Annotated in this window: 18 protein-coding genes and 1 tRNA gene; 10 read left to right on the forward strand and 9 right to left on the reverse strand. The window is 55.7% G+C overall.

The features are described from left to right. The first annotated feature begins 17 nt into the window (after positions 1–17). Complete coding sequence (gene trxA / locus QZ487_RS10000; protein WP_285975359.1) at positions 18–338, forward strand: thioredoxin; 321 nt, start codon at positions 18–20, stop codon at positions 336–338. A 6-nt stretch (positions 339–344) separates the two neighbouring features. Here trxA and QZ487_RS10005 read toward each other — a convergent pair whose 3' ends face one another. After that, positions 345–1,106 carry an inositol monophosphatase family protein gene (locus QZ487_RS10005; RefSeq protein WP_296024788.1) on the reverse strand — a complete coding sequence of 254 codons (762 nt, stop codon included), beginning with the start codon at positions 1,104–1,106 and terminating at the stop codon, positions 345–347. Positions 1,107–1,135: 29 nt separating this feature from the next. Then, positions 1,136–2,365, reverse strand: a complete 1,230-nt coding sequence (gene argJ, locus QZ487_RS10010) for a bifunctional glutamate N-acetyltransferase/amino-acid acetyltransferase ArgJ (protein ID WP_296024791.1) — start codon at positions 2,363–2,365, stop codon at positions 1,136–1,138. Between the two features lie 86 nt (positions 2,366–2,451). Between argJ and QZ487_RS10015 the strand changes: the two genes are divergently transcribed. From QZ487_RS10015 to QZ487_RS10045, 7 genes are all read left to right on the forward strand, one after another. Continuing rightward, on the forward strand, positions 2,452–2,727 hold the full coding sequence (locus tag QZ487_RS10015; RefSeq protein WP_285975356.1) for a hypothetical protein: 276 nt from the start codon (positions 2,452–2,454) through the stop codon (positions 2,725–2,727). 96 nt (positions 2,728–2,823) lie between these two features. After that, a complete protein-coding gene (gene secA / locus QZ487_RS10020; protein ID WP_296024795.1) occupies positions 2,824–5,574 on the forward strand; it encodes a preprotein translocase subunit SecA in 2,751 nt (916 codons plus the stop codon). A 32-nt stretch (positions 5,575–5,606) separates the two neighbouring features. After that, positions 5,607–6,365, forward strand: a complete 759-nt coding sequence (locus QZ487_RS10025; protein ID WP_296024798.1) for a sulfite exporter TauE/SafE family protein — start codon at positions 5,607–5,609, stop codon at positions 6,363–6,365. A 627-nt stretch (positions 6,366–6,992) separates the two neighbouring features. Further along, complete coding sequence (locus tag QZ487_RS10030) at positions 6,993–7,778, forward strand: hypothetical protein (protein ID WP_296024801.1); 786 nt, start codon at positions 6,993–6,995, stop codon at positions 7,776–7,778. Between the two features lie 20 nt (positions 7,779–7,798). After that, on the forward strand, positions 7,799–8,236 hold the full coding sequence (locus tag QZ487_RS10035; protein ID WP_296024804.1) for a hypothetical protein: 438 nt from the start codon (positions 7,799–7,801) through the stop codon (positions 8,234–8,236). Between the two features lie 970 nt (positions 8,237–9,206). After that, positions 9,207–9,386: a hypothetical protein gene (locus QZ487_RS10040; protein WP_285975350.1), complete on the forward strand. Its 180-nt coding sequence runs from the start codon at positions 9,207–9,209 to the stop codon at positions 9,384–9,386. Continuing rightward, positions 9,386–9,781, forward strand: coding sequence for a hypothetical protein (locus QZ487_RS10045; RefSeq protein WP_296024806.1), 396 nt, complete (start codon positions 9,386–9,388; stop codon positions 9,779–9,781). Before QZ487_RS10040 ends, QZ487_RS10045 begins: the two co-directional genes overlap by 1 nt. 331 nt (positions 9,782–10,112) lie before the next feature. On the opposite strand, the gene QZ487_RS10050 is transcribed toward QZ487_RS10045, so the two are convergent. The 4 genes from QZ487_RS10050 to QZ487_RS10065 all read right to left on the reverse strand — a co-directional run bounded on the left by QZ487_RS10050 (position 10,113) and on the right by QZ487_RS10065 (position 14,919). Next, positions 10,113–10,187: transfer RNA gene (locus QZ487_RS10050), tRNA-Asn, on the reverse strand. A 104-nt stretch (positions 10,188–10,291) separates the two neighbouring features. Next, on the reverse strand, positions 10,292–11,080 hold the full coding sequence (locus QZ487_RS10055; protein ID WP_285975349.1) for an NAD kinase: 789 nt from the start codon (positions 11,078–11,080) through the stop codon (positions 10,292–10,294). Between the two features lie 66 nt (positions 11,081–11,146). Next, positions 11,147–14,626, reverse strand: coding sequence for a transcription-repair coupling factor (mfd, locus tag QZ487_RS10060; protein ID WP_296024811.1), 3,480 nt, complete (start codon positions 14,624–14,626; stop codon positions 11,147–11,149). A gap of 14 nt (positions 14,627–14,640) precedes the next feature. Further along, on the reverse strand, positions 14,641–14,919 hold the full coding sequence (locus tag QZ487_RS10065) for a succinate dehydrogenase assembly factor 2 (RefSeq protein ID WP_285975347.1): 279 nt from the start codon (positions 14,917–14,919) through the stop codon (positions 14,641–14,643). A 52-nt stretch (positions 14,920–14,971) separates the two neighbouring features. Between QZ487_RS10065 and recG the strand changes: the two genes are divergently transcribed. Further along, on the forward strand, positions 14,972–17,032 hold the full coding sequence (gene recG, locus QZ487_RS10070) for an ATP-dependent DNA helicase RecG (RefSeq protein WP_296024816.1): 2,061 nt from the start codon (positions 14,972–14,974) through the stop codon (positions 17,030–17,032). Here the strand turns inward: recG and QZ487_RS10075 are convergent. Then, the gene (locus QZ487_RS10075) at positions 17,015–17,488 is read right to left on the reverse strand and encodes a low molecular weight protein-tyrosine-phosphatase (RefSeq protein WP_285975345.1); all 474 of its coding nucleotides are present in this window, start codon (positions 17,486–17,488) and stop codon (positions 17,015–17,017) included. The genes recG and QZ487_RS10075 overlap by 18 nt on opposite strands. A gap of 67 nt (positions 17,489–17,555) precedes the next feature. On the opposite strand from QZ487_RS10075, the gene QZ487_RS10080 reads away from it, so the two are divergent. After that, positions 17,556–19,352, forward strand: coding sequence for a DUF885 family protein (locus QZ487_RS10080; protein ID WP_296024821.1), 1,797 nt, complete (start codon positions 17,556–17,558; stop codon positions 19,350–19,352). Here QZ487_RS10080 and QZ487_RS10085 read toward each other — a convergent pair. Next, entirely contained in the window at positions 19,349–20,683 is a 1,335-nt protein-coding gene (locus QZ487_RS10085) for an AarF/ABC1/UbiB kinase family protein (protein ID WP_296024824.1), read from the reverse strand. The two genes, QZ487_RS10080 and QZ487_RS10085, sit on opposite strands and share 4 nt — an antisense overlap. Positions 20,684–20,746: 63 nt before the next feature. After that, positions 20,747–21,505 (reverse strand): SDR family NAD(P)-dependent oxidoreductase, encoded by a 759-nt coding sequence (locus QZ487_RS10090; RefSeq protein ID WP_296024827.1) that lies wholly within the window; start codon positions 21,503–21,505, stop codon positions 20,747–20,749. Positions 21,506–21,595: the final 90 nt, after the last annotated feature.

A 21,595-nucleotide genomic window follows, 5' to 3' on the forward strand; every position in this document is an offset into this window, starting at 1 on the left:
AAATCAGGAGATTCCCCATGGCGACAGTAGCAGTCACCGATGCAAGTTTTCAGGCCGATGTGGTCGATGCCGACAAGCCCGTTCTGGTTGATTTCTGGGCCGACTGGTGCGGTCCGTGCAAAATGATCGCGCCATCGCTGGAAGAGATCAGTGAAGAGCTTTCCGATAAAGTCACCATTGCGAAGATGGACATCATGGAAAACCCCGATGTTCCCGGTAAGCTGGGCGTGCAGGGCATACCCTATCTTGCGCTGTACAAGAATGGCGAAATCGCCGCGACGCTGACCGGCGCGCGTCCGAAAAGCGCACTTAAAGAATGGCTTGAGAGCGAACTCTAAGAGATATTAGCCCAGCGCACGCCGGGCAAATTCATCCCAGATGGCCGGGCTTGATGCACCAATCAGGCCCGGCTTGTCGCTTTCGTCGACACGATAAGCGCTGCCATCCAGCCTACATGCCTTTCCGCCTGCTTCGTTGAGCCAGAGCACCCCCGCGGCATGATCCCAGGCAAGGGTCCGTTTAAAGCTGGACACATCGTTTTCGCCCAAGGCCAGACGTGGGTATTGCTCGGCCGCGCAGCGCGGTATGTCAGCAAGTTCATAATACGGCGCCAGCTTCGCATCGACGAGTGCGCGCTGTTCCTCAGTCAGAAAGATCCGTGAAATGGCCGCGACTGGCTTGTCGTGCCCGGTCGGACGGGATTTGATCGGTTCGCCATCAACAAACGCGCCCGCGCCGCGTTGCGTGTGGCAGAAGCGCCCTGACAGGCAGTCATAGATCCAGCCAGCTTCACAGAGCCCCCCGCTAGCCCTTGCGATAATGATACCGAAGGGCGGTTTTCCATGGGCGAAATTGTGCGTTCCGTCGAGCGGATCGATAATCCAGCAATCGCCGGACAGCCGGTCCATCACGCTACTGTCTGCGTGCGATGCTTCCTCACCAACAATATCCAGGGAGCCTTCAATGGCAGCGAGCCCCTCGCTCAGCTTCTCTTCGGCCTCGTGGTCCGCGACAGTCACGAAATCGTCCGCAGCCTTTTGGTCGATTTCCGCAGAAGACAGGTTTTGATACCGGGGAAGGATCGCCTCCTGGCTGACGCGTTGCATCAAGGCACAAATTTGACGGTCGATTGCATTCATGAACGATAGTCGGCGTTGATGGAGATATATCCATGTGTGAGGTCGCAGGTCCAAACCGTGGCGCGTCCGGACCCTATTCCCAGGTCAACTGTGACGTCGATCTCCTGCCCCTTTAAATGCTCGGCAACTGGCGTCTCATCGTAATCTTCGACAGGCAGCCCATCACGTGCAGCCCAAATGCCGCCAAACCCGATCGACAGTTTATCCCGATCCGCAGGCTCGCCTGCCTTACCTACGGCCATGACAACACGGCCCCAATTGGCATCTTCACCGGCGATGGCGGTTTTCACAAGCGGAGAGTTGGCGACGCTGAGCGCTATGCGGTGCGCGCTGTCATCCGAACTGGCACCGGAGACGCGAATGGTGATGAACTTGCTCGCCCCTTCGCCATCGCGAACCACCATTTGCGCCAATTGGCGGCAGACATCCGCCAGAGCCGCAGCAAATGCATCGGCACCTGCATCGTCAAAGGCTGTAAGTGCAGGATTGCCAGCTTTGCCGGTCGCAAAGGCGAGCACGGTGTCGCTGGTAGACGTGTCTCCATCCACGGTGATGCAAGAGAATGTCTCGCGGTTGGCGTTTGATAGCAGCTGTTGCAGGAATGCGGGCTCAACAGCTGCATCGGTAAAGATATAACCCAACATCGTAGCCATATCGGGGGCAATCATGCCGGATCCCTTGATGATCCCGACCAGGTTTACTCTCTGGCCACCGATCATTGCGGAAGCGTGAGCAGCCTTGGCGAATGTATCGGTTGTGCAAATCGCCTCGGCAGCTTCCAGCCATGAGCATGGCTGCGCGTTCAGCGCCTGTGCAACGCCCTCGCGGGCTTTGTCCTTGGGTAATGGCACACCGATTACGCCGGTCGATGACACGAAGACCTCGGAAACTTTGCAGCCAAGATGATCGGCTACTTGCTCCATGATCTGCTCGACCGCTTCGCGCCCGCGATAGCCGGTAAATGCGTTGGAATTGCCGGCATTGACAACCAGAGCGCGTGCCGTGCCCGATTTTACCTGTTCCCTGCCCAGTTCGACTTCGGATGAGGCGCAAGCGCTTTGCGTGAAGACGCCCGCAACGGCCGTGCCTTCACTCAGAGTAATGAAGGTCAGGTCTGCACGGTCCCAATTTTTGTAGCGTGCGCGGGCAACACGCAGTTCCACCCCCACGATTTCAGGCAGTTCTTCGGGGAAGGGAAAGGCAAGCGGAGAGCGTTCAAGTTCCATGTCTTGCGCGCTAGCGATACATTTCGTGTCAGTAAATCCACCTTGGGAGGTGGACGTTTGAGAAAAGAGGGCGTATTTAGGGGGTGATGTTACGTCGTCTGCTTGCCTGTTTTGCGCTTTTGACCGGTCTTGTGGCCGTCACCTCGCCTGCACATGCGAGTGTTTCCAATCTTCTCGATTGCGAGATTGGTATCACGATTGATGCAGCGGACGATAAGGCTGATGATAACCGGACGTGTCATCACAATCCCGACGAGGCTGACGAAGCCGATGACGGTGACAAGGCCAGCAAACCCGCCAAGCGCTCAAAACGCGTGCTGCGTTTGCCGGTACTTTATGGTGTTGATCGCGCCCACGAATAGGGCAGCAAACATCCCATACCCATGCTAATTTTGCAGTCGGCACCCTATTGGTGTGGCTGATCTCCTTATATTTCCAGTCCCGACAGGACCGTTTTCATGTTTCAGACAATTGCCAAGTCACTCTTTGGCTCTTCCAACGATCGCTATGTCAAATCAATCGGAAAAGTCGTTAATCAAATCAATGCACTAGAGCTGCAAATTCAAGCGCTGAGCGATGATGAACTTCGTGCCCAGACGGACAAGTTCCGCCGTCAGCTAGACGATGGACAGACCCTGGACGACATTCTGCCAGAGGCCTTTGCGACTGTTCGAGAAGCATCTTCCCGTGTTCTCGGCATGCGGCACTTTGATGTGCAGATGGTGGGCGGCATTGTGCTCCATCGCGGCGAAATTTCGGAGATGAAGACGGGTGAGGGCAAGACGCTCGTGGCTACGCTGGCGACATACCTCAATGCGATTGAGGGCAAGGGCGTTCACGTTGTAACCGTGAATGACTACCTCGCCCGCCGCGATGCGGAATGGATGGGGCGTCTTCACAACTGGCTTGGCCTCACCGTGGGTGTGATTGTGCCAAATCTGCCTGAAGCCCAGCGCCGCGAGGCCTACAATGCGGACATTACCTACAGCACCAATAACGAGCTTGGGTTCGACTATCTGCGCGACAATATGAAGCATTCGCGCGATCAAATGGTCCAACGTCCGTTCAATTTCGCGATTATCGATGAAGTCGACTCGATCTTGATCGACGAAGCGCGGACACCTTTGATTATCTCCGGTCCGACTGAAGACAAATCCGATCTCTATGTCGCGCTCGACGAAGTCGTGAAGGAAGTTCCCGAGGATTGGTACGAGAAGGACGAGAAAACCAAAAACGTCCAGCTTACCGAAGAAGGCACGGATGAGATCGAGAAAATCCTGATGGATAAAGGCCTTCTCGCAACCGAGAATCTCTATGACGTAGAGAACACTCAGGTTGTCCATCACCTGGAGCAGGCTTTGCGCGCTAACATCATGTACAAGCGCGATGACAATTACATCGTCAAAGACGACAAGGTCGTGATCATTGACGAATTCACCGGCCGAATGATGGATGGCCGGCGCTGGTCAAACGGCTTGCACCAGGCGGTCGAAGCCAAGGAGGGCGTCAAGATCGAGCCTGAGAACCAGACCATGGCTTCGATTACGTTCCAGAATTATTTCCGTATGTATCCCAAGCTGTCAGGCATGACCGGTACCGCAGCGACCGAAGCAGCGGAATTCTGGGACGTCTACAAGATGAATGTGGTCGAAATCCCAACTAACGTGCCGGTCCAGCGTATCGACGAAGAAGACGAGTTCTACAAGAACACGATGGACAAGTTCGGCGCTATTGCGAAGGCGATCAAGGAGAAGAACGAGATAGGTCAGCCGGTTCTGGTTGGCACCGTTTCCATCGAGAAGTCAGAGCTGCTCAGCCAGTTCCTAGAGAAGGAAGGTGTGAAGCACGAGGTGCTCAATGCGCGTCAGCATGAGCGCGAGGCTCATATCGTAGCTCAGGCTGGCCGGATTGGCGCTGTAACGATCGCCACCAATATGGCGGGCCGCGGGACCGATATCCAGCTGGGCGGCAATGCCGATTTCCGCATTGGTGACGAGCTCAGTGAAATGGCTGAGGATGATCCCAAACGGCAGATGGAAGAAGATCGGATCAAGGCCGAAGTTGCTGCCGAGAAGCAGAAGGTTCTGGAGGCGGGCGGCCTGTTTGTTCTAGGTACAGAGCGCCATGAGAGCCGCCGGATCGATAACCAGCTGCGCGGCCGTTCGGGGCGACAAGGTGACCCCGGTTTGTCACGTTTCTACCTTTGCCTTGAGGATGACCTGCTCCGCATCTTTGGACCGGACACGCTGTTCTCCAAGATGATGAACTCAAACCTCGCCGATGGAGAGGCGATCGGTTCGAAATGGCTCTCCAAAGCCATCGAGACTGCGCAGAAAAAGGTTGAGGCACGCAATTACGAAGCGCGTAAGCAAGTCGTCCAATATGATGATGTGATGAATGACCAGCGCAAGGTGATTTACGAGCAGCGCGGCGAGATCATGGAAGCCGAAAAGGTTGACGATGTCGTGCTCGACATGCGTCAGGATACGGTCAATTCGTTGGTTAGCGAGGCATGCCCACCGGGATCCTATCCTGAACAGTGGGATATTGCGGGCCTGAAGGAGAAGATCGAGGATGTGTTCGGCCTGAAACCGCCGATCGATCAATGGCTTGATGAAGACCAGGTCGAGCCTGAAATTATTGAAGAGCGCATTCAGGCTGAAGCGGATGCGATGATGGATCGAAAGATTGCAGAGGCCGATCCCAACATCTGGCGCCAGGTTGAAAAGTCAGTTCTGCTTGAGCGTCTCGACTACCACTGGAAAGAACACCTCGCGACGCTTGATGCGCTGCGTCAGGTGATCTGGATGCGCGGCATTGCGCAGAAGCAGCCGATCAATGAATACAAGCAAGAGGCGTTCGGGCTGTTCGAAAACATGCTGGAAACTCTGCGCGAAGATGTGACGAAAATTCTCGCCACCGCGCAGCTACGTACGCAGATGCCCGAGCCGCAAGCCCTACCAGATTTGCCTGATTTCCTGACCGGACATATCGATCCGTTGACTGGACTGGACAATTCGAATGATGGTGACGGCTCCGCGGAACGTCCAGAACTGTTCGGATCATTGGCGGGGAGTCCGCGTGCCGGGTTTGGGCCGGGCGGCAGAAACCCCGACAACCCCTATGCCAATCAGAACATCAGCCGAAATGCACAGTGCCCGTGCGGGTCTGGTAACAAGTACAAGCATTGCCACGGTGCAGCTGCGTAACGGTCTAGAGCGATAGGCAGCCGGAGCGATTGATGGCGGGCTTGGTCCCAATCGGGCTGGTTGCCGCATTCTTCGTTACGGCCGTTTTGTATGCCGCTGTGGGGTTTGGCGGTGGATCAACTTATGCCGCTTTGCTGGCATTGTCTGGGCTCGACTACCGGGTCCTTCCGTTGATTGCACTCGCGTGCAACATCGTAGTCGTTGCGGGCAGCACCATGCGATTTGCCAGAGCGGGTGTGACGCCGTGGCGCGGCGCTATCGCGGTCACAGCTTTAGCTGCCCCTGCGGCTTTGCTTGGCGGGCTTACACCAATTACCGAAGGTCTGTTCTTCAACCTGTTAGGGGCGAGCTTGCTTTTGACCGGCGCAGCAATGGTGTTGCCGCAGTTTGAACGCCAGGACAGCGGCGAACCTTCGCGGCTTGTGCGCTTTATGCCGCTGTTTGCAGCGCCGCTTGGCTATCTTGCAGGATTAGTGGGTATCGGGGGAGGGATATTCCTCGCGCCTCTACTTCATCTTACACGTTGGCGAGAGCCTCGCGCGATCGCTGCGACGGCAAGCTTATTTATCCTGGTAAATTCCGTGTTCGGCCTAGCCGGACAAATGTTGAAGCGTGGGCCCGATGCCTTCACGGGGGCTCTCTATGAGAGCCTCCCGCTGCTCATCGCGGTTGCGATTGGCGGCCAGCTTGGCAGCTTGATGGCATTGAAGCTACTGCCATCACGCTGGATCCGGTGGCTCACCGCAGGATTGGTGACCATCGTGGGCGCGCGGCTTCTGCTTGGCGGTTAGCCAGCCCTTTTGTGCGCTTGGCAGGCAAATCCAGGCATTTTCTCCAACTCGGGGAGCCACTAATTCCCACGAAAATACAGATGTTTAATAGGAATTGGGGTCTGTCCCAGTTACCCGGAAAATGCCTCTGGGGTAACAAATGGGGTAACAAACGACGGGAAACAAAACCTGTTGCCCCTCACCCTTTCCGCGCTAATCTGCGGCCATGCGTATACTAACTCTCTCAGCCGCCCTGATTGCCGCCACACTGTCCAGCCCTCTGATGGCCTCCGACTGGACTGCTATAATTCAAACACCCGAAGAAAAAGTATCAATTGATATATCGAGCATAGTTCTCAGAGATAACGGTTTGATAGAGGCAAGGACGCTCACGGTTCGACTAGAAGATGGTATCCATTTTCAGCGAACCAGAGAGTTTGACTGTACGATGTACAGTTGGCGGACTTTGATTGTCTCCACACGAGAAGGATCAGTGGGAGACTTTCGCCCCCTGAGGATTAAACCTGCATGGGGTGACGATGGGACTGGAAGTGAGGCTGATGTAGAATTGCTGCTGTGGGTGTGTGATTATGACGTTTCAACACCAAAGCCTACCCCTGCTAAGCGAAGCGGCTTTCTTTTCGGTCAATGACAAAACCAACTTTCTTAGTCCTGCTAATTGCTCTTGCTGGGTGCGACGAAAATTCAAAGCCAGATCTCCAGAACACACAAATTGAAGGCAGTACTCGAGAGCTTTCCGAAATCAAGCTCAAGGATCCAGCTTGGAAGAGGACGCCGGTTCCTAATGGGCTCATCTATATTTCTACTATTTATCAATGCGATAAAATACTCAGATACGATGAGCAGATGAAACTAGATACGGCTATGTTTTCGATACATGGCCAACATAATCGAGCCGTCTTTTCATATATGAAGCCCAGGACCGAGAGCGTATACTATGCATACCCCAATTGGGTAGATCCAAAGCAAACGAATAGCTTGGGAACTATTTCGAGGGCTGCATATGAATATGAAGGGGCGGAAGGAACTGAATATATTTTAGATGTAAATGAGGTTTTCGAAAACGGTCGGGAGGTCATCAAAAGCGCAGATGTTTGGGCAAATAAAGAAGGAAAATGGATCGACTTAGATGGGTTCATTTTAAGTGGGCAACACTACAATGAGGAAGCAGCAGCTTTGTTGTCATTGGAAATAAGCGGTGATGGAGGGAACATCGTTACTAGCGGCAAAATAAACGAAATCGGGATTCGAGATGTATTATCTGATGACAACCCCCTGAATTCGAAATGCTCCTTGGCAGACCTCGAGAAGACAGGCTTGGCTGATGAGAAATTTTGGCATGCTGAAAGAGCTATCTGGATCTCTCCACGGCAGGTGTTGAATAACGGCCTGAATGGGCACAAAGAACCATAACGACTGCTGAGGAGAGCGATGTGAGAAGAGTAGAGTGCGCGGCAGCGATAGCCCTTACCCTATTAGTTACCGGATGTACGGAGGCCCTACAGCAGGGTTGCGATGCAGACGGGGCCGCTGAGGTCATCGCTAATGATACGATCGATCAGATAGCTTCTAACCCCTTTGGTGGCTTTGTGGCACAAATCGCGGATGCCTTTCTTCCGCTGGCTGGTCAGGGTGATACCGGCGCAACCCTGAGCGGATTTATTGATGCTACTGAATTTCAGTTTCGAGAAGTAGTTACGCTCAGGCAGGATTTTTCTAACGCTATTTGCTCGGGCTCGCTTTACCACAAACAGAAGGGGCAATGGCTTACCCTCGGTGCTGAATTTACGTGGCGGGTTGATCAAACCGAGGACGGTCACAATTTTTATCAGTGGCTAGAGGGGCGCCAAAACCCGTCTGCATTCGACTAACTAAAGCAAGATTTTCTGTGGTTTACGAATGGAGAAAACAAGTGATTAGTTAGGCCCCGTTATACCTGAAAATAGTTCTAAACATCAGCGGGTCCTAGGTTCGAACCCTAGTGCGTCCACCTTATAAATCATAGGCTTAGCGTGACATCGTCTTGCTTAATGATCTGTAGATTGGGTTTAGGCATGCGCTTGAAAGTTCAGGGGATCAATTACGTGACCAACCAACAACAGCGCGCTGAGTTGCACCGTAAAATCCGTGCGCTTAACAGGACCAATAACTGCCTTAGAAGGGCTAATTTATTCTGAGACTCTGCCGACTAGGAGATGTCATGCCAACCCAAGGCAAAAAACCATGGTTCCCTGTGAAGCGATATGGATACGGGGTAGGTTTCCCCATCGCTTGGGAGGGATGGTTAGTATTAGGTCTATACGTGGCTGCCATGATCTTATCCGGATCGCTACTTCCGACCTTGGCTTTCGTAATTGCGGCGATCCCACTGACTGCGGCCGTTATTTTCATTAGCTACCTTAGGTCTGATGGTGAATGGCGCTATCGCAACGGCGAATAAGCCCGTCGGCGGCAACGTCAGCAATTGGGTCGTTAGCGGACCTTGGGCTTTCTGCCCCGCCATTTAGGTCCAGAAGCTAATCCGAGCGAGAAAGATAGTGCCTCCAGCTCGCGCAGCTCGATAAGCCGCAGGCTCCGGTCTGACTTTGCCTTCATCGTCTCTTTCCCGTGTCGATAGTTCCAATGTGCCTAGCCGGACTGGATGGTCTCTGGCTTTCTAGCCCCGTGGTACCTGCACACGGTCATGCCGGAGGCGGCTGGGTTGCGGCATAGTACTCTATCGCAAATGGTTCTCAAAAATGATCAGTCTGCAAGACTGGCGCAGTCCCAATAAACGGTGACGGTAGGTTAGCTAGAAGGACCCGCTATTGCCAGCCTTCGGCAGTGATGTAGTATGCGACCATGTCCAACCATGACCTTGCCGCCCGTGTCGAGGGCGCATATCGCAAGTGCTCTGACCTGCGCGAGCGCAACAATGGCGATGGCACGTTTACGATAGACGCGGCTAAGATGATGGCGTTGATTGAACTCCGAAATCTGGCACCAGAGGTGGTGCTGGCACTGCTTAGGGAGGAGAATTGATGAAACCTTTTTCTATATTATTAGTAGGCGTGACTTTGATCGGATGCTCGAGTGATCCAGTCGAAGATAATTCGACGGCAAATGAAAGCTCTCCAGCAAATGAAATCCCAAAAAAGTTTCACGGAGTTTTCGATAATAGTGAAGCCGGATGTTCCTTTCGCTATAGCGATGGTCGACTAACGATTTATAAGGACAGCATAGTTTTCTACGAGTCCGCGGGTGATGTAACGGGTGATGTCGTCCGAGAAGGCGATAACCGCATTCAAGTCAGCTTAAACATGCAAGGCGAGGGCGACACTTGGACAGATTATCGTTCCTACGAGCTTTCCGAAGACGGTCAAAAGTTGACAATCAAGACCGAGGATTATGAGTTCGAGAAAATTCGCTGTCCTTAAAGGCAGGCAGGAATTCTCTTTCAGGACGACCTCACCGCATCAAACAAGCTTAGCTCACCTTCTAGGCAGCCTGCGTCATGCCCAACGCGCCGCCTGAGCTGACTAAGGCTCTCACCCTGCTTACGCATCCATACCTTGCAGTCAGGGTCATCCCAGCTGATCACTGGGGCAGATATTTGCTCGATTAGGTGTGCTAGGGTCGGCCCTTGTGCGCGGCGGTATGCGGATTTCCACACTGGCAAAGTCGCGATTTTTAAGGGCGGATTGGAGGGCGGATTTAAAGCACAATTTCTCTAAAATACTCTGTAATACAGTGATTTATAGAGAAAAGTGGCTCCCCGAGTTGGATTCGAACCAACGACCAAGTGATTAACAGTCACCTACTCTACCGCTGAGCTATCGGGGAGCAGCCCGAAAGGCAGAGCGGCGCTATATGGGGGCTGGAATTATTTGGCAAGTGGTGACTCGCCCCAATTACGTACTTTTTCATGCAAGCCGGTGGCGGGCAGATCACACTGCAAATTGTTCGGCAACGATCCGTTCGTCCAGCGAATGGCCCTTGTCGAACAGTAGCGTCAATTCTGTGTCGCGCTCAACCGTCAGCATCACTTCGGCAATGTCGCGCAGCTCGGTTTGATCAGCCACGGCCGAAACCGGCCGCTTGGCCGCTTCGAGTATGCGAAATTTGACCGGCAAATGATCTGGCAGGATGGCACCATTCCAACGGCGAGGGCGGAATGGGCTGATTGGTGTCAGCGCCAGAAGCTTAGAATCAAGCGGAAGGATTGGGCCATTGGCAGACAAGTTGTAAGCGGTAGAGCCAGCAGGGGTCGCCAGCAGCACACCGTCACAGACAAGCTCGTTAATCCGAACGCGACCATTCACCGACACTTCGATTTTGGCCGTCTGCCGCATTTCACGCAGCAAGGAGACTTCGTTGATGGCGAGAAAAGTGTGTTCTTCCCCATCCTGAGTGACTGCGTCCATTCTGAGGGGAGAAAACTTGAACGGTCGGGCCTTCTGCACCCGGTTCAGCACATTGCCGCCATTGCGGTATTTGTTCATCATGAAGCCGACTGTGCCGCGATTGAGGCCGTAGGCAGGGATCACTTTGCCGCGATCGTGCATCTCGTGCAGCGTTTGCAGCATGAAACCATCGCCGCCCAGCACCACAGCAACGTCAGCTTCCTCTATCGGCACCCAATCATGCGTCGGCAAAAGGTCAGCATAGGCCGCTCTGGCGCGGTGCGCGTCCGAGGCCAGAAGGGCAAACCGTTCGTATGTATTCGTATCGGGCAAAACCCAGCCCCCTTCATCGCCGCGCTAGATTGAACAACTATGCGCGAAACTTGCGCTTTTCAACGCTCAGGCGGCTTTACTAGCCTTTTGAACGATACGGCAAAGGCCCTTAGTCAGCTGGAACAGACCATTGAGGCGGCTTTGCGGATCGCCCCAGGCCCGGTTGATGACCAGTTTCATATCAGGGCGCAGTTTTGCCGTTCCTTGCAGTTTGTCGACATAGGCGAGCAATCCGGCCGGATCGGGGAAGTGGTCTTTGTGGAAGCTGACCAGTGTACCGCGCGCGCCGACATCTATCTTGGCAATATTGGCTTCGATCGCCTGATGTTTGATCTCGATCAGTCGCACAAGATTTGAGGTTGCATCGGGCAGGGGACCGAAACGGTCGATCATCTCGGCTGCCATAGCCTCGATCTCGGCCTTATCCTTGGCATCGTTCAAACGTCGATAAAGCGCCATGCGTACCGCGAGATCGGGCACATAATCCTCTGGGATCATTATCGGTGCATCAACGGTAATTTGTGGGCTCACTTTGTCGCGAGCCGTCTCAAGACCCATTTCGCCGGCCTTTGCGGCGAGTATCGCGTCTTCAAGCATGGATTGGTACAGCTCGAACCCGACTTCGCGGATGTGGCCCGATTGCTCGTCTCCGAGCAGGTTTCCGGCACCGCGAATATCCAGATCGTGGCTGGCAAGCTGGAAGCCTGCACCAAGCGAGTCTAGATCGCCCAGCACCTTCAAGCGCTTCTCCGCGACTTCGGATAGCTGCACATCCTTTGCATAGGTGAGATAAGCATAGGCGCGCAGTTTTGACCGACCCACGCGGCCGCGCAGCTGATATAGCTGCGCCAGGCCAAAGCGATCCGCGCGGTGGATGATGATCGTGTTGGCAGTCGGGATGTCCAGGCCGCTCTCGACGATCGTAGTCGATAGCAGCACGTCATATCGACGGTCATAAAAGGCGCTCATGCGTTCTTCGACTTCGCTTGGCGACATTTGCCCATGTGCAGAAATGCTTTTCACTTCCGGCACATGTTCGCGAAGCCATTCCTCGACATCGGCCATGTCCGAGATGCGCGGCACGACGATAAAGCTTTGCCCGCCGCGGTGGTGTTCGCGCAGCAAAGCCTCGCGCATGACCATATCGTCCCATTCCATAACATAAGTCCGAACGGCCAAGCGGTCGACGGGTGGCGTCTGGATTGTGGAAAGTTCCCGCAGCCCGCTCATCGCCATTTGAAGGGTGCGCGGGATAGGTGTGGCAGTCAGCGTCAGCACATGCACATCAGCACGCAAAGCCTTCAGGCGCTCCTTATGCGTCACTCCGAAGCGCTGCTCTTCGTCGACAATAACGAGCCCCAGATCACGGAAGTTCGTGCTCTTGGACAGGATTGCATGTGTGCCGACGACGATGTCCACATCGCCTTTCTCAAGCCCTTCGCGGGTCGCGGCGGTCTCTTTTGGCGGCACGAGCCGCGAGAGGCGGCCAACTTTGAGCGGGAAACCTGCAAAGCGTTCCGCGAAACTGGTGTAATGCTGGCGTGCGAGCAGCGTGGTCGGGGCAACAACCGCGACTTGCTGACCATTCATTGCCGCAACAAATGCCGCGCGAAGCGCGACCTCGGTTTTGCCAAACCCGACATCGCCACAAACCAGCCGGTCCATCGGTCTACCGCTCTCCAGATCGCGCAACACGTCATCAATTGCCGCGTCCTGATCATCGGTTTCCTGCCAGGGAAACTTCTCGACAAACTGGTTGTAGGCAGATTCATCGGGCTCCAGCACCGGCGCCTTCTTCAGCGCGCGCTGCGCAGCAATCTGCATCAGCTCGCCGGCAATCGCACGAATGCGTTCCTTCAGCTTGGCGCGGCGCTTCTGCCAGCCTTCACCGCCAAGCCTGTCCAGCATGACAGCATCTTCAGAAGATCCGTATCGCGACAGAACGTCGATATTCTCGACCGGGATGAACAGCTTGTCGCCGCCCTTGTACTCCAGCATCACGCAGTCGTGCTGGCTCTTGCCGACAGGCACAGGTTCCAGCCCGAGATATTTGCCAATTCCGTGTTCTACATGAACCACCAGATCGCCGCGATTGAGTGACTGGAGCTCAGCCAGAAATGCGTCGGAATCCTTGCGGCGCTTCTTGCGGCGAACCAGACGGTCACCAAGGATGTCCTGCTCGGTAAGCAGTTCCAGCTGATCATTGGCAAAACCGGTTTCGAGCGGCAGGACAGTGGCGACCGGATTGCCCTTTGAGCTAACACCCAAGGTTTCCTGCCATGTTTCGGCATGGGTAACCTTGCAGCCGGCCTCTTGCAGTATCGACGCGATACGTGCCCGGCTACCGCTCGAATAGGCGGCGATAATCGGGCGCTTTCCCGATTTGCTCAGCGCAGAGAGATGCTGGGCGGCAATCGGATAGATGTTGTCACCGCGCGCGCGGTCTGGAGCGAAGTCTCTGGCAGAGGAGAAGCCGAAGTCGACAACATGATCGCTCTCTGGCTCTGCAAAGATCACGCTACGATGGACTGTATGCTCCTTCAGCAATGCGTCGAACTCATCCTTGGCAAGATAGAGTGAATGTTCGTGCAATGGACGGTAGCTGCCCGCGGCTTGCCCGGCGACCTTTTCGCGCGCCTGGTGGTAATCGGTCACATCTTTCAGTCGTTCGTCAGCAGCGCCAATGGCTCCGCTGTCGATGACCACGAGATCCTCTGGCTCCATGTAGTCGAAGATTGTCGCCAGTCGTTCTTCAAATAGCGGCAGCCAATGTTCCATTCCCGCAAGCCTGCGACCATCGCTTACCGCTTCGTAGAGCGGGTCTTGGGTTGCGGTGGCGCCGAACATTTCGCGATAGCGGCTACGAAAACGCTTGATACTTTCTTCGTCCAGCAATGCCTCGCTGGCGGGTAGCAACAAATGTTGTTTGAGCGTGCCGACGGTCATCTGAGTGCCAGGGTCGAACAGGCGCAGGCTTTCCAGCTCATCGCCGAAGAAATCGAGCCGTAAGCCTTGGTCGAGGCTCGACGGGAAGATGTCGACTATCGAACCTCGCAATGCATATTCGCCATGATCGACTACTGTATCCGTACGCGAATACCCCTGACGCTGCAGCAGCGCTGAAAGACTGCCATGGCCGATTATGGTGCCTTGCTTGAAATCGCGTACGCTTTCGCGAATTCGAAACGGAGTCAGGACACGTTGCAGCACAGCATTTGCGGTCGTTACCAGAAGCTGCGAGCCTGCCTTGCCCGATTGCATGCGATGCAGCGCGGCCAAACGTTTTGCGCTGACGGAAAGCGCAGGGCTTGCGCGGTCATATGGCAAGCAATCCCACGCCGGAAATTCGATCACTTCCAATTCGGGCGCGAAGAACTTCGCAGCTTCCGCGATCGAGTGCATTGTAGCTTCGTGTGGGGCGATAAATACCGCGCGACCTTTGGCAGCCCGCGCCAGATCGCTCATCATCAATGGCTGCGCGCCACGCGCTACCGAAGCGAGTGTCAGCGGCGCCGAGGCGGTAAGTATACGTGAAAGATCAGGCATTAAAACAGGCTGGATCAGCGCGGAATGTCGACGTAGTCGAGCAGTTGCATCCGCTCCATCATGGGGCCGGAAAATCGCTCTGCAACAGGTGCAGTCTTCAGAGCCCAAGCCATCACATCGACATCATCCTGGTCGAGTAGGGCCTCAAACCAAACCAGCGCAGCCTCATCCCATTCGGCATGATAGCGGTCGAAATAGCCACCGATCATGTAGTCGGCTTCGCGAGTGCCACGGTGCCATGCGCGAAACTTGGCGCGTGCAAGGCGGGCTTCGAATGTCAATGCGTCGGGCATAAGGCGCGGGTAGGGGACTCGCACGTGACGCGCAAGCGGCTATAGCAAGCGAATGCGCCCTGATGTTTTGAATCCGCTGTTTATCGATACCGATGCGCTCGATGGTGTCGGGCCGAAGCTAAAAAAGCCGCTCGCCAAGCTGGGCCTCACACGGGTGCGTGATCTGGCCTATCATTTGCCCGAGAGATTCGTGACTCGCCGCGTAATTGAATCGCTGGATGATGCAGCTGAAGGCGAGAATGTGATCATCGCGCTGACCCCCACGGAACACAGGCCAGCGCGCAATAATCGCGGGCCTTACAGGGTGTTTGCACAAGATAGCGCGGGCAACATTTGCAACCTCACTTACTTCGGGCGCGCATCCTTTACAGCAAAGAAGCAGCTGCCGGTAGGCGAGAAGCGTTGGGTGGCGGGCAAGCTCGATCGCTATGGAGACATGCTGCAGATCGTCCACCCGGATCATGTCGAGAAAGAAAGCAGCGCCAATATCGGCAGGATGTGCGAGCCGGTCTATGGACTTTCAGAGGGGCTAACTCAGCCGCGCATTGCCGGATTGGTCCAGCAGGCGCTGGAGCGTCTACCGGAATTGCCCGGATGGATCGAGCCGACGCAGTTCGACAAAGAAGGATGGCCTGCATGGCGTGACGCTCTGCAGCTGTCCCATAAGTCCGAGAACTCCAATGCGCGTGACCGTTTGGCCTATGACGAGTTGCTAGCCAATTCGCTCGCCCTGATGCTGGTTCGCGCGGATAATCGCAGCCGGAAGGGCCAGCCATTGCAGGGCGACGGCGGGCTACGCGGCAAGTTGCAGCTATCTTACTCTCTCACTGGCGCACAGGCGCGTTCAGTACGCGAGATCGAAGGCGACCTCGCACAGGAAGCGCCCATGCTGCGATTGCTGCAAGGCGATGTCGGGGCCGGCAAGACGGTGGTCGCGCTCTATGCCATGCTGATCGCGAATGAAGCCGGCAAGCAGGCAGCTCTACTTGCGCCGACTGAGATTCTCGCGCGGCAACACTTCGATACCCTGCGTCAGATGGCTACGCCAACTGGCGTTGAAGTTGCGATCTTGACCGGGCGTGACAAAGGCAAAGCGCGCGAGAGTATTCTGATGGGATTGCTCGATGGCTCAATCGATATTGTGGTCGGCACGCACGCCATTTTTCAGGATACGGTTAATTACAAAGACCTTGGTCTGGTGGTGATCGATGAGCAGCACCGTTTTGGCGTTGCCCAAAGATTGCAACTTGCCAGCAAAGGCAAGCGGACACCGCATACACTTGCCATGACCGCGACACCGATACCCCGAACGCTGACGCTTGCTCAGTATGGTGAAATGGATGTGAGCCGTCTGGACGAGATGCCGCCTGGGCGGCAACCGATCGACACCCGCGTGATTGCGCAAGACCGGATGGAGGATGTCATTGCAGGCGTGGCCCGGCACGTAGCCAGCGGGCAGCAAGCCTATTGGGTTTGTCCGATGGTCAACGAGAGCGAGGTTGCTGACCTCGCGGCGGCAGAAGCGCGCTATGCAGTGTTGAAGGAGCGTTTCGGCGATGACGTGGTGCTGGTCCACGGTCAGTTAAAACCGGAACTCAAAGATGCGGCGATGGAACGCTTCGCTAGCGGTCAGGCAAAGCTGCTGGTTGCAACAACTGTCATCGAAGTGGGCGTTGATGTGCCGGCCGCCACGCTGATGGTTATTGAGCAAGCCGAGCGTTTCGGTTTAGCACAATTGCACCAGCTGCGCGGTCGGGTAGGGCGCGGCAGCGAGAAATCGGTATGCTTGCTGCTGAGAGGGAGCGGTCTAAGCGAAACCGGACGAAGAAGGCTTGCATTGATGCGTGAGACGCAGGACGGTTTTCGTATTGCGGAAGAAGACCTCGAACTGCGCGGCGGCGGCGAGCTGTTGGGTACGCGCCAATCAGGCGACACGCTGTTCCGGGTTGCCAATCTGGAACAGATCACGCGGCTACTGCCAGCTGCCCATGCCGATGCGCGTCTGCTTATGGAGCGCGACAGGGGTCTAGCCAGCGGACGCGGCCAGGCGGCACGCACACTGCTCTATCTGTTTGAGCGCGACTGGGGCGTACAGCTATTGCGCGGAGGCTAGTTTCGCGACCAGCGCCTGTGCGGCTTCGCTGACTTCAGCCCAGGTCCGTTCGAACCCGTCATCTCCGCCATAATAGGGATCGCCAACTGGATCGCCCACCCGATGGGGCAGCACATCGAGCAAAAGCGAGATTTCAGCCGTCGCGTTCGCTGGTGCGCGCGCTTCGACATTGCGCAGGTTTTCGTGATCCATCGCGAAGATATGCGTGAATTCGCTGAAGTCACTCTCCGCAAGCTGCCGCCCACAATAGTGCGTGATGTCGATTCCCCGCGATGCTGCTGTACGGATGCTGCGCGGGTCTGGTGGCTTGCCCACATGATAGCCAGCTGTCCCGACGCTATCGACATGCACCGCCAAACCTGCGTCATCCGCAGCCGCGCGAAATGCGGCTTCGGCCAAAGGTGAGCGGCAAATATTGCCGAGACAAACGAACAAAACGGATGCTGTTTGTGCCATTGGCGAAAGGCTACTGGACCTTGGGGTGCCCGCGCAATAGGAAGCGGGGCCAAGAGGAGAATTTTCCATGCACAAGCTTTTCGCCGCAGCACTTTTGGCATCCGCCACCACGGTTTTGCCTAGCTCTGCAATCGCGGATGATCACTCGGTTCAAACGGCGGACAATGCCTCGGCGGGAAGCTACAAGAGTGTTCGCGCAGACATATGGCAATGGCAGCTCGACAACAGCCCCGGCCTGGCAACCAGCGTGGGCGACCGGCGCGGTGACGGCAAGTTGGGCGATTGGTCAGTTGAAGCACATTCACGCAGTATCGTGGATGCCCGGCAGTTCGTGGCGCGGCTTGATGCAATTGACCGGGCTGAACTAACCGCAGATCTTCAAGTGGATTACGATGTCGTGCGCGTGAGCATGGCGGACATCATTGCCGCGTCTTTACACGAACATGATTGGTATCAGATATTCACCAACCGCGGCGGTTGGTTCAATCAACTTGCATCGCTTCCGAACGGATCACCTTTCTTCACCAGCGCAGATTACGATAGCTACGTTGGCCGACTGGAAGCCTATGCGAAGGTCAATCAGGATGCGATGGCGCGCACACGAATTGCGATTGAAAAGGGGCTCACACACGCGTGCGGACCGATGGAGGGCTTCCATGAACGGATGCAAAGCATGGTCTATTCAGAGGCGGAAAGCTCTCCCTATTGGTCACCGTTCGCCACTCAACCTTCGACCATTGGTGATAACGAGTGGGCGAGTTTGAAAGAGCGCGCCAAGGCTGCGCTGGAAACAACGGTCTTTCCCGAGCTACAAGCCTTTGCCGATTTCTACCGGCAAGAATACGAGCCTGAATGTCGCACTGGTATGCCGGGTATCTTGGGGACGCCGGGTGGGACCGAATTCTATGACTATCGGGTCAAGAGCTTCACCACTTCGGATATGACAGCTGATGAAGTGCATCAGCTGGGGCTATCCGAAGTCGCGCGCATTCGTGCTGAAATGGAGGAGGTGGCTTCTAAAGCTGGCTTCGAGACGCGCGAAGCCTTCGTCGAACATCTGCGCACCGATCCGCAGTATTACATGACCGATGAACAGGAATATCTGCGCTACACTCAGGCGCTTGCGAAAGAGATCGACGGGTGGATGCCGAAGCTGTTCGGCAAGCTTCCGCGCCAGCCCTACACTGTGCTGCCAATCCCCGCCGAGCGGGCCCCCGGGAATACGACGGCCTACTATGAGCCAGGTTCGCTGGAGACCGGGCAGGCGGGCATCTATCGTTTGAACCTGACGGAGCTGGACCAGCGTCCACTTTGGGAATTGCCGGCCTTGGGCGTGCACGAGGCTGTTCCAGGGCATCACCATCAAATCGCACTGCAACGCGAGCTAGATCTGCACCCCCTGCGTGCCAATGGTACATTTTTCACCGCGTTTGTTGAGGGGTGGGGCCTCTACTCGGAGCGTCTGGGAATCGAGATGGGCTTGTACGATACTCCAGCCAAGCAAATGGGGCGGTTGAGCTATGAGATGTGGCGCGCCACCCGACTTGTGGTCGATACAGGTATCCACTCGAAGGGATGGAGCAAGCAGAGAGCGGTCGATTACATGCTCGACAACACCGCGCTTTCTCCCGCCAATATTGATGCCGAAGTGAACCGCTATATCACTTGGCCCGGCCAAGCGCTGGCCTACAAAGTGGGCGAGCTAAAAATTCGCGAGCTTCGGATATTGGCGGAAGGCGAGCTTGGCGAGTCTTTTGATCTGCGTGCGTTTCACGACACGGTTCTTGAGAACGGTTCAGTGCCCCTCAGTGTCCTTGAGGCTCATGTGAAGCGCTGGATCGCAGCTGAAAAAGCGAAGCTCTAAACCAATTCCGCCAGCTTGCGTTCGACCAGCTGGCGAATGTTGATCACGGCTTTCAACTTTGCTCCAAGCAAAGCAGTGCCGCTGACCTTGCGCTGTACAAACAGCGTTTCGGCTGGCGGAATATGCCAGCTCTGCTTGTCCTCGGCGATGGCCATGCCTTCTTCGCGCAACAGCGGCACGAAGGCGCGATCGCCAAAGTCGAAGGGCGCATCGCGATTCATCTCTGAAGTGATCACGCCGATCATTCTGTCGACACGCTCGCCTTGCCGCTCGATCACAGTCGGATTGATGAAGCCAATCGCGAGCGCTTCTGCGCGAATCTTGTCTGCTTCACCTGTAAGTCCTGCGCCGAGCAAGCGGCGATAGCCTTCTGCCACGTGCGGTTCGACGTTTCGAGCCGCTCCGAAATCCAGCAGTACGACTGCGCCATCGCTACGGCGATAGCGATAATTGGCGAAGTTGGGATCGGTTTGCATGACGCCAAATTCGAACAGCTCGCGCAGCACCAATTCCACGATCCGCTCGAAGACTTCGTTGCGAAGCTCCTGTGCTTCATCTGTGAGGGCTTCGATCGCAATACCATCTTCGAAGCTCATCGCGAGTATACGTTTTCTGGTCAGGCCCTCATGCAGGGTAGGGACCACAAAGCGTTCGTCTTGTGCCATGCGCGCGGCATAGAGCCGCATCTGCTCACCTTCTCGGACATAATCGGCTTCTTCGTGAAGCTGTTCCTTTGCTGCCTTTAACAAGGGTTCCATATCGAGAAAGTCCGGCAACAGGCCTGACATCCAAAGCAATGTGGCAACATTATCGACATCCGCGCTGATGCTGTCGGCCACACCAGGGTATTGGACTTTTATAGCCAGTTCCTCGCCCTCGCGGGTCATGGCCTTGTGTACTTGGCCAATCGAAGCTGCGGCAATCGGGCGCGGATTGAACCAGCGAAATTGCTTTCGCCAATCCGGTCCCCATTCTTCTTGCAAGACTTTGTCGAGCTGGCGCGCAGGCATAAAGTTCGCTTGGTCGCGCAAGGTCGCAAGTATGTTCGATAACTCAGGCGGCAAGAAGTCGCCTGCGTCCATACTGATAATCTGGCCCAGCTTCATCGCTGCGCCGCGCAAATGCGACAGCCGCTCTGTCAGTCGCCGAGCATTGCCTGGGGTCAACAGCAGATCCTGGGCAGACATGCGCTTTCCGCTGGCCATACGCCGCACGCCCTCGGCCAGCATTCCGCCAGCGACACCGCTTGCCAAACGTCCGAAACCCGCGACGCGGCTCAGGCGCGAGCTGGGTACAGCGCGGTATCGCGATCTATCGTTGTCATGTGACATTGAGATTTGGCCCGGTCAGGTGCTGCATACCATAGCCCAATGATCGGCGGCATCGCCTGTTCCTCAGCTAATACAGAGCCCGCCATCTACGGGCAGGCATTGCCCTGTAATATAGTCACTGTGCGGCGAAGCAAAGAACACCGCCAGACCTTCCAGTCCATCGTGGTCGCCAAACCGCCGCAAGGGAATGCGCTTGGTCATCCATTCGGCAAAACGCGGATCTGCCTGAGCAGTCAGATCGGTTTCGTAGAAACCGAAAAGCAGAGCGTTCGCAGTAATCTGGTATCTCGCCAGTTCGAATGCTGCCGCGCGTGTCAGCCCATTCACAGCGGCTTTCGATGCGGCATAGTTCGAGCTACGGTTTACGCCCATGATCGATTGGCCAGAACTGGTCGCTATCAGCTTCCCCCCTTCGCCGCGCTCAACCATATGTTCGGTGACGTAGCGATAGGTGAGGGCGGGGCCGCGGGCATTGACGGCCATCACCTTGTCCCATGCCTCAGCGGTCATTTCCGGCAGCGCCATGCCCCCGCCAATTCCCGCATTGGCGAAACATATATCGACCTTTCCGAAGCTATCGAGTGTCGAGGCCATCGCAGCGGCAATCTGCTCCTCTTCGGCGACATCGCAAGGGAAAGCTGCCGCGCTCCCGCCGTCAAAGGCGTTGAGCTCCTCCACCGCGGCGGCGTTCTTCGCTTCATTGCGCCCCCAAATGGCTACGTCCGCGCCGGACTTTACCAACCCGCGCGCAAAGGCGAGCCCGATGCCGCTATTGCCGCCGGTGATGACTGCGGTTTTTCCGCTAAGATCAAACAAGTTCATGTATTTTGTTTTGCGCCATGAGCATTGTGACTGCAATCACACAAAATGCGAGGGGGGAGGGAACACATGATGTGTTTGGCTATTGTTCGG

This window comes from uncultured Altererythrobacter sp., from assembly GCF_913057185.1.
Taxonomy (GTDB): domain Bacteria; phylum Pseudomonadota; class Alphaproteobacteria; order Sphingomonadales; family Sphingomonadaceae; genus Erythrobacter; species Erythrobacter rubellus.

Bases quoted from the DNA above. Each gene is read 5' to 3' on its own strand.
- QZ487_RS10075 (WP_285975345.1), bottom strand. From the start codon at position 17,488: ATGGCACAAACAGCATCCGTTTTGTTCGTTTGTCTCGGCAATATTTGC.
- QZ487_RS10015 (WP_285975356.1), top strand. From the start codon at position 2,452: ATGTTACGTCGTCTGCTTGCCTGTTTTGCGCTTTTGACCGGTCTTGTG.
- trxA (WP_285975359.1), top strand. From the start codon at position 18: ATGGCGACAGTAGCAGTCACCGATGCAAGTTTTCAGGCCGATGTGGTC.
- recG (WP_296024816.1), top strand. From the start codon at position 14,972: ATGCGCCCTGATGTTTTGAATCCGCTGTTTATCGATACCGATGCGCTC.
- QZ487_RS10080 (WP_296024821.1), top strand. From the start codon at position 17,556: ATGCACAAGCTTTTCGCCGCAGCACTTTTGGCATCCGCCACCACGGTT.
- QZ487_RS10040 (WP_285975350.1), top strand. From the start codon at position 9,207: ATGTCCAACCATGACCTTGCCGCCCGTGTCGAGGGCGCATATCGCAAG.
- QZ487_RS10085 (WP_296024824.1), bottom strand. From the start codon at position 20,683: ATGTCACATGACAACGATAGATCGCGATACCGCGCTGTACCCAGCTCG.
- argJ (WP_296024791.1), bottom strand. From the start codon at position 2,365: ATGGAACTTGAACGCTCTCCGCTTGCCTTTCCCTTCCCCGAAGAACTG.
- QZ487_RS10090 (WP_296024827.1), bottom strand. From the start codon at position 21,505: ATGAACTTGTTTGATCTTAGCGGAAAAACCGCAGTCATCACCGGCGGC.
- mfd (WP_296024811.1), bottom strand. From the start codon at position 14,626: ATGCCTGATCTTTCACGTATACTTACCGCCTCGGCGCCGCTGACACTC.
- QZ487_RS10030 (WP_296024801.1), top strand. From the start codon at position 6,993: ATGACAAAACCAACTTTCTTAGTCCTGCTAATTGCTCTTGCTGGGTGC.
- QZ487_RS10065 (WP_285975347.1), bottom strand. From the start codon at position 14,919: ATGCCCGACGCATTGACATTCGAAGCCCGCCTTGCACGCGCCAAGTTT.
- secA (WP_296024795.1), top strand. From the start codon at position 2,824: ATGTTTCAGACAATTGCCAAGTCACTCTTTGGCTCTTCCAACGATCGC.
- QZ487_RS10025 (WP_296024798.1), top strand. From the start codon at position 5,607: ATGGCGGGCTTGGTCCCAATCGGGCTGGTTGCCGCATTCTTCGTTACG.
- QZ487_RS10005 (WP_296024788.1), bottom strand. From the start codon at position 1,106: ATGCAACGCGTCAGCCAGGAGGCGATCCTTCCCCGGTATCAAAACCTG.
- QZ487_RS10045 (WP_296024806.1), top strand. From the start codon at position 9,386: ATGAAACCTTTTTCTATATTATTAGTAGGCGTGACTTTGATCGGATGC.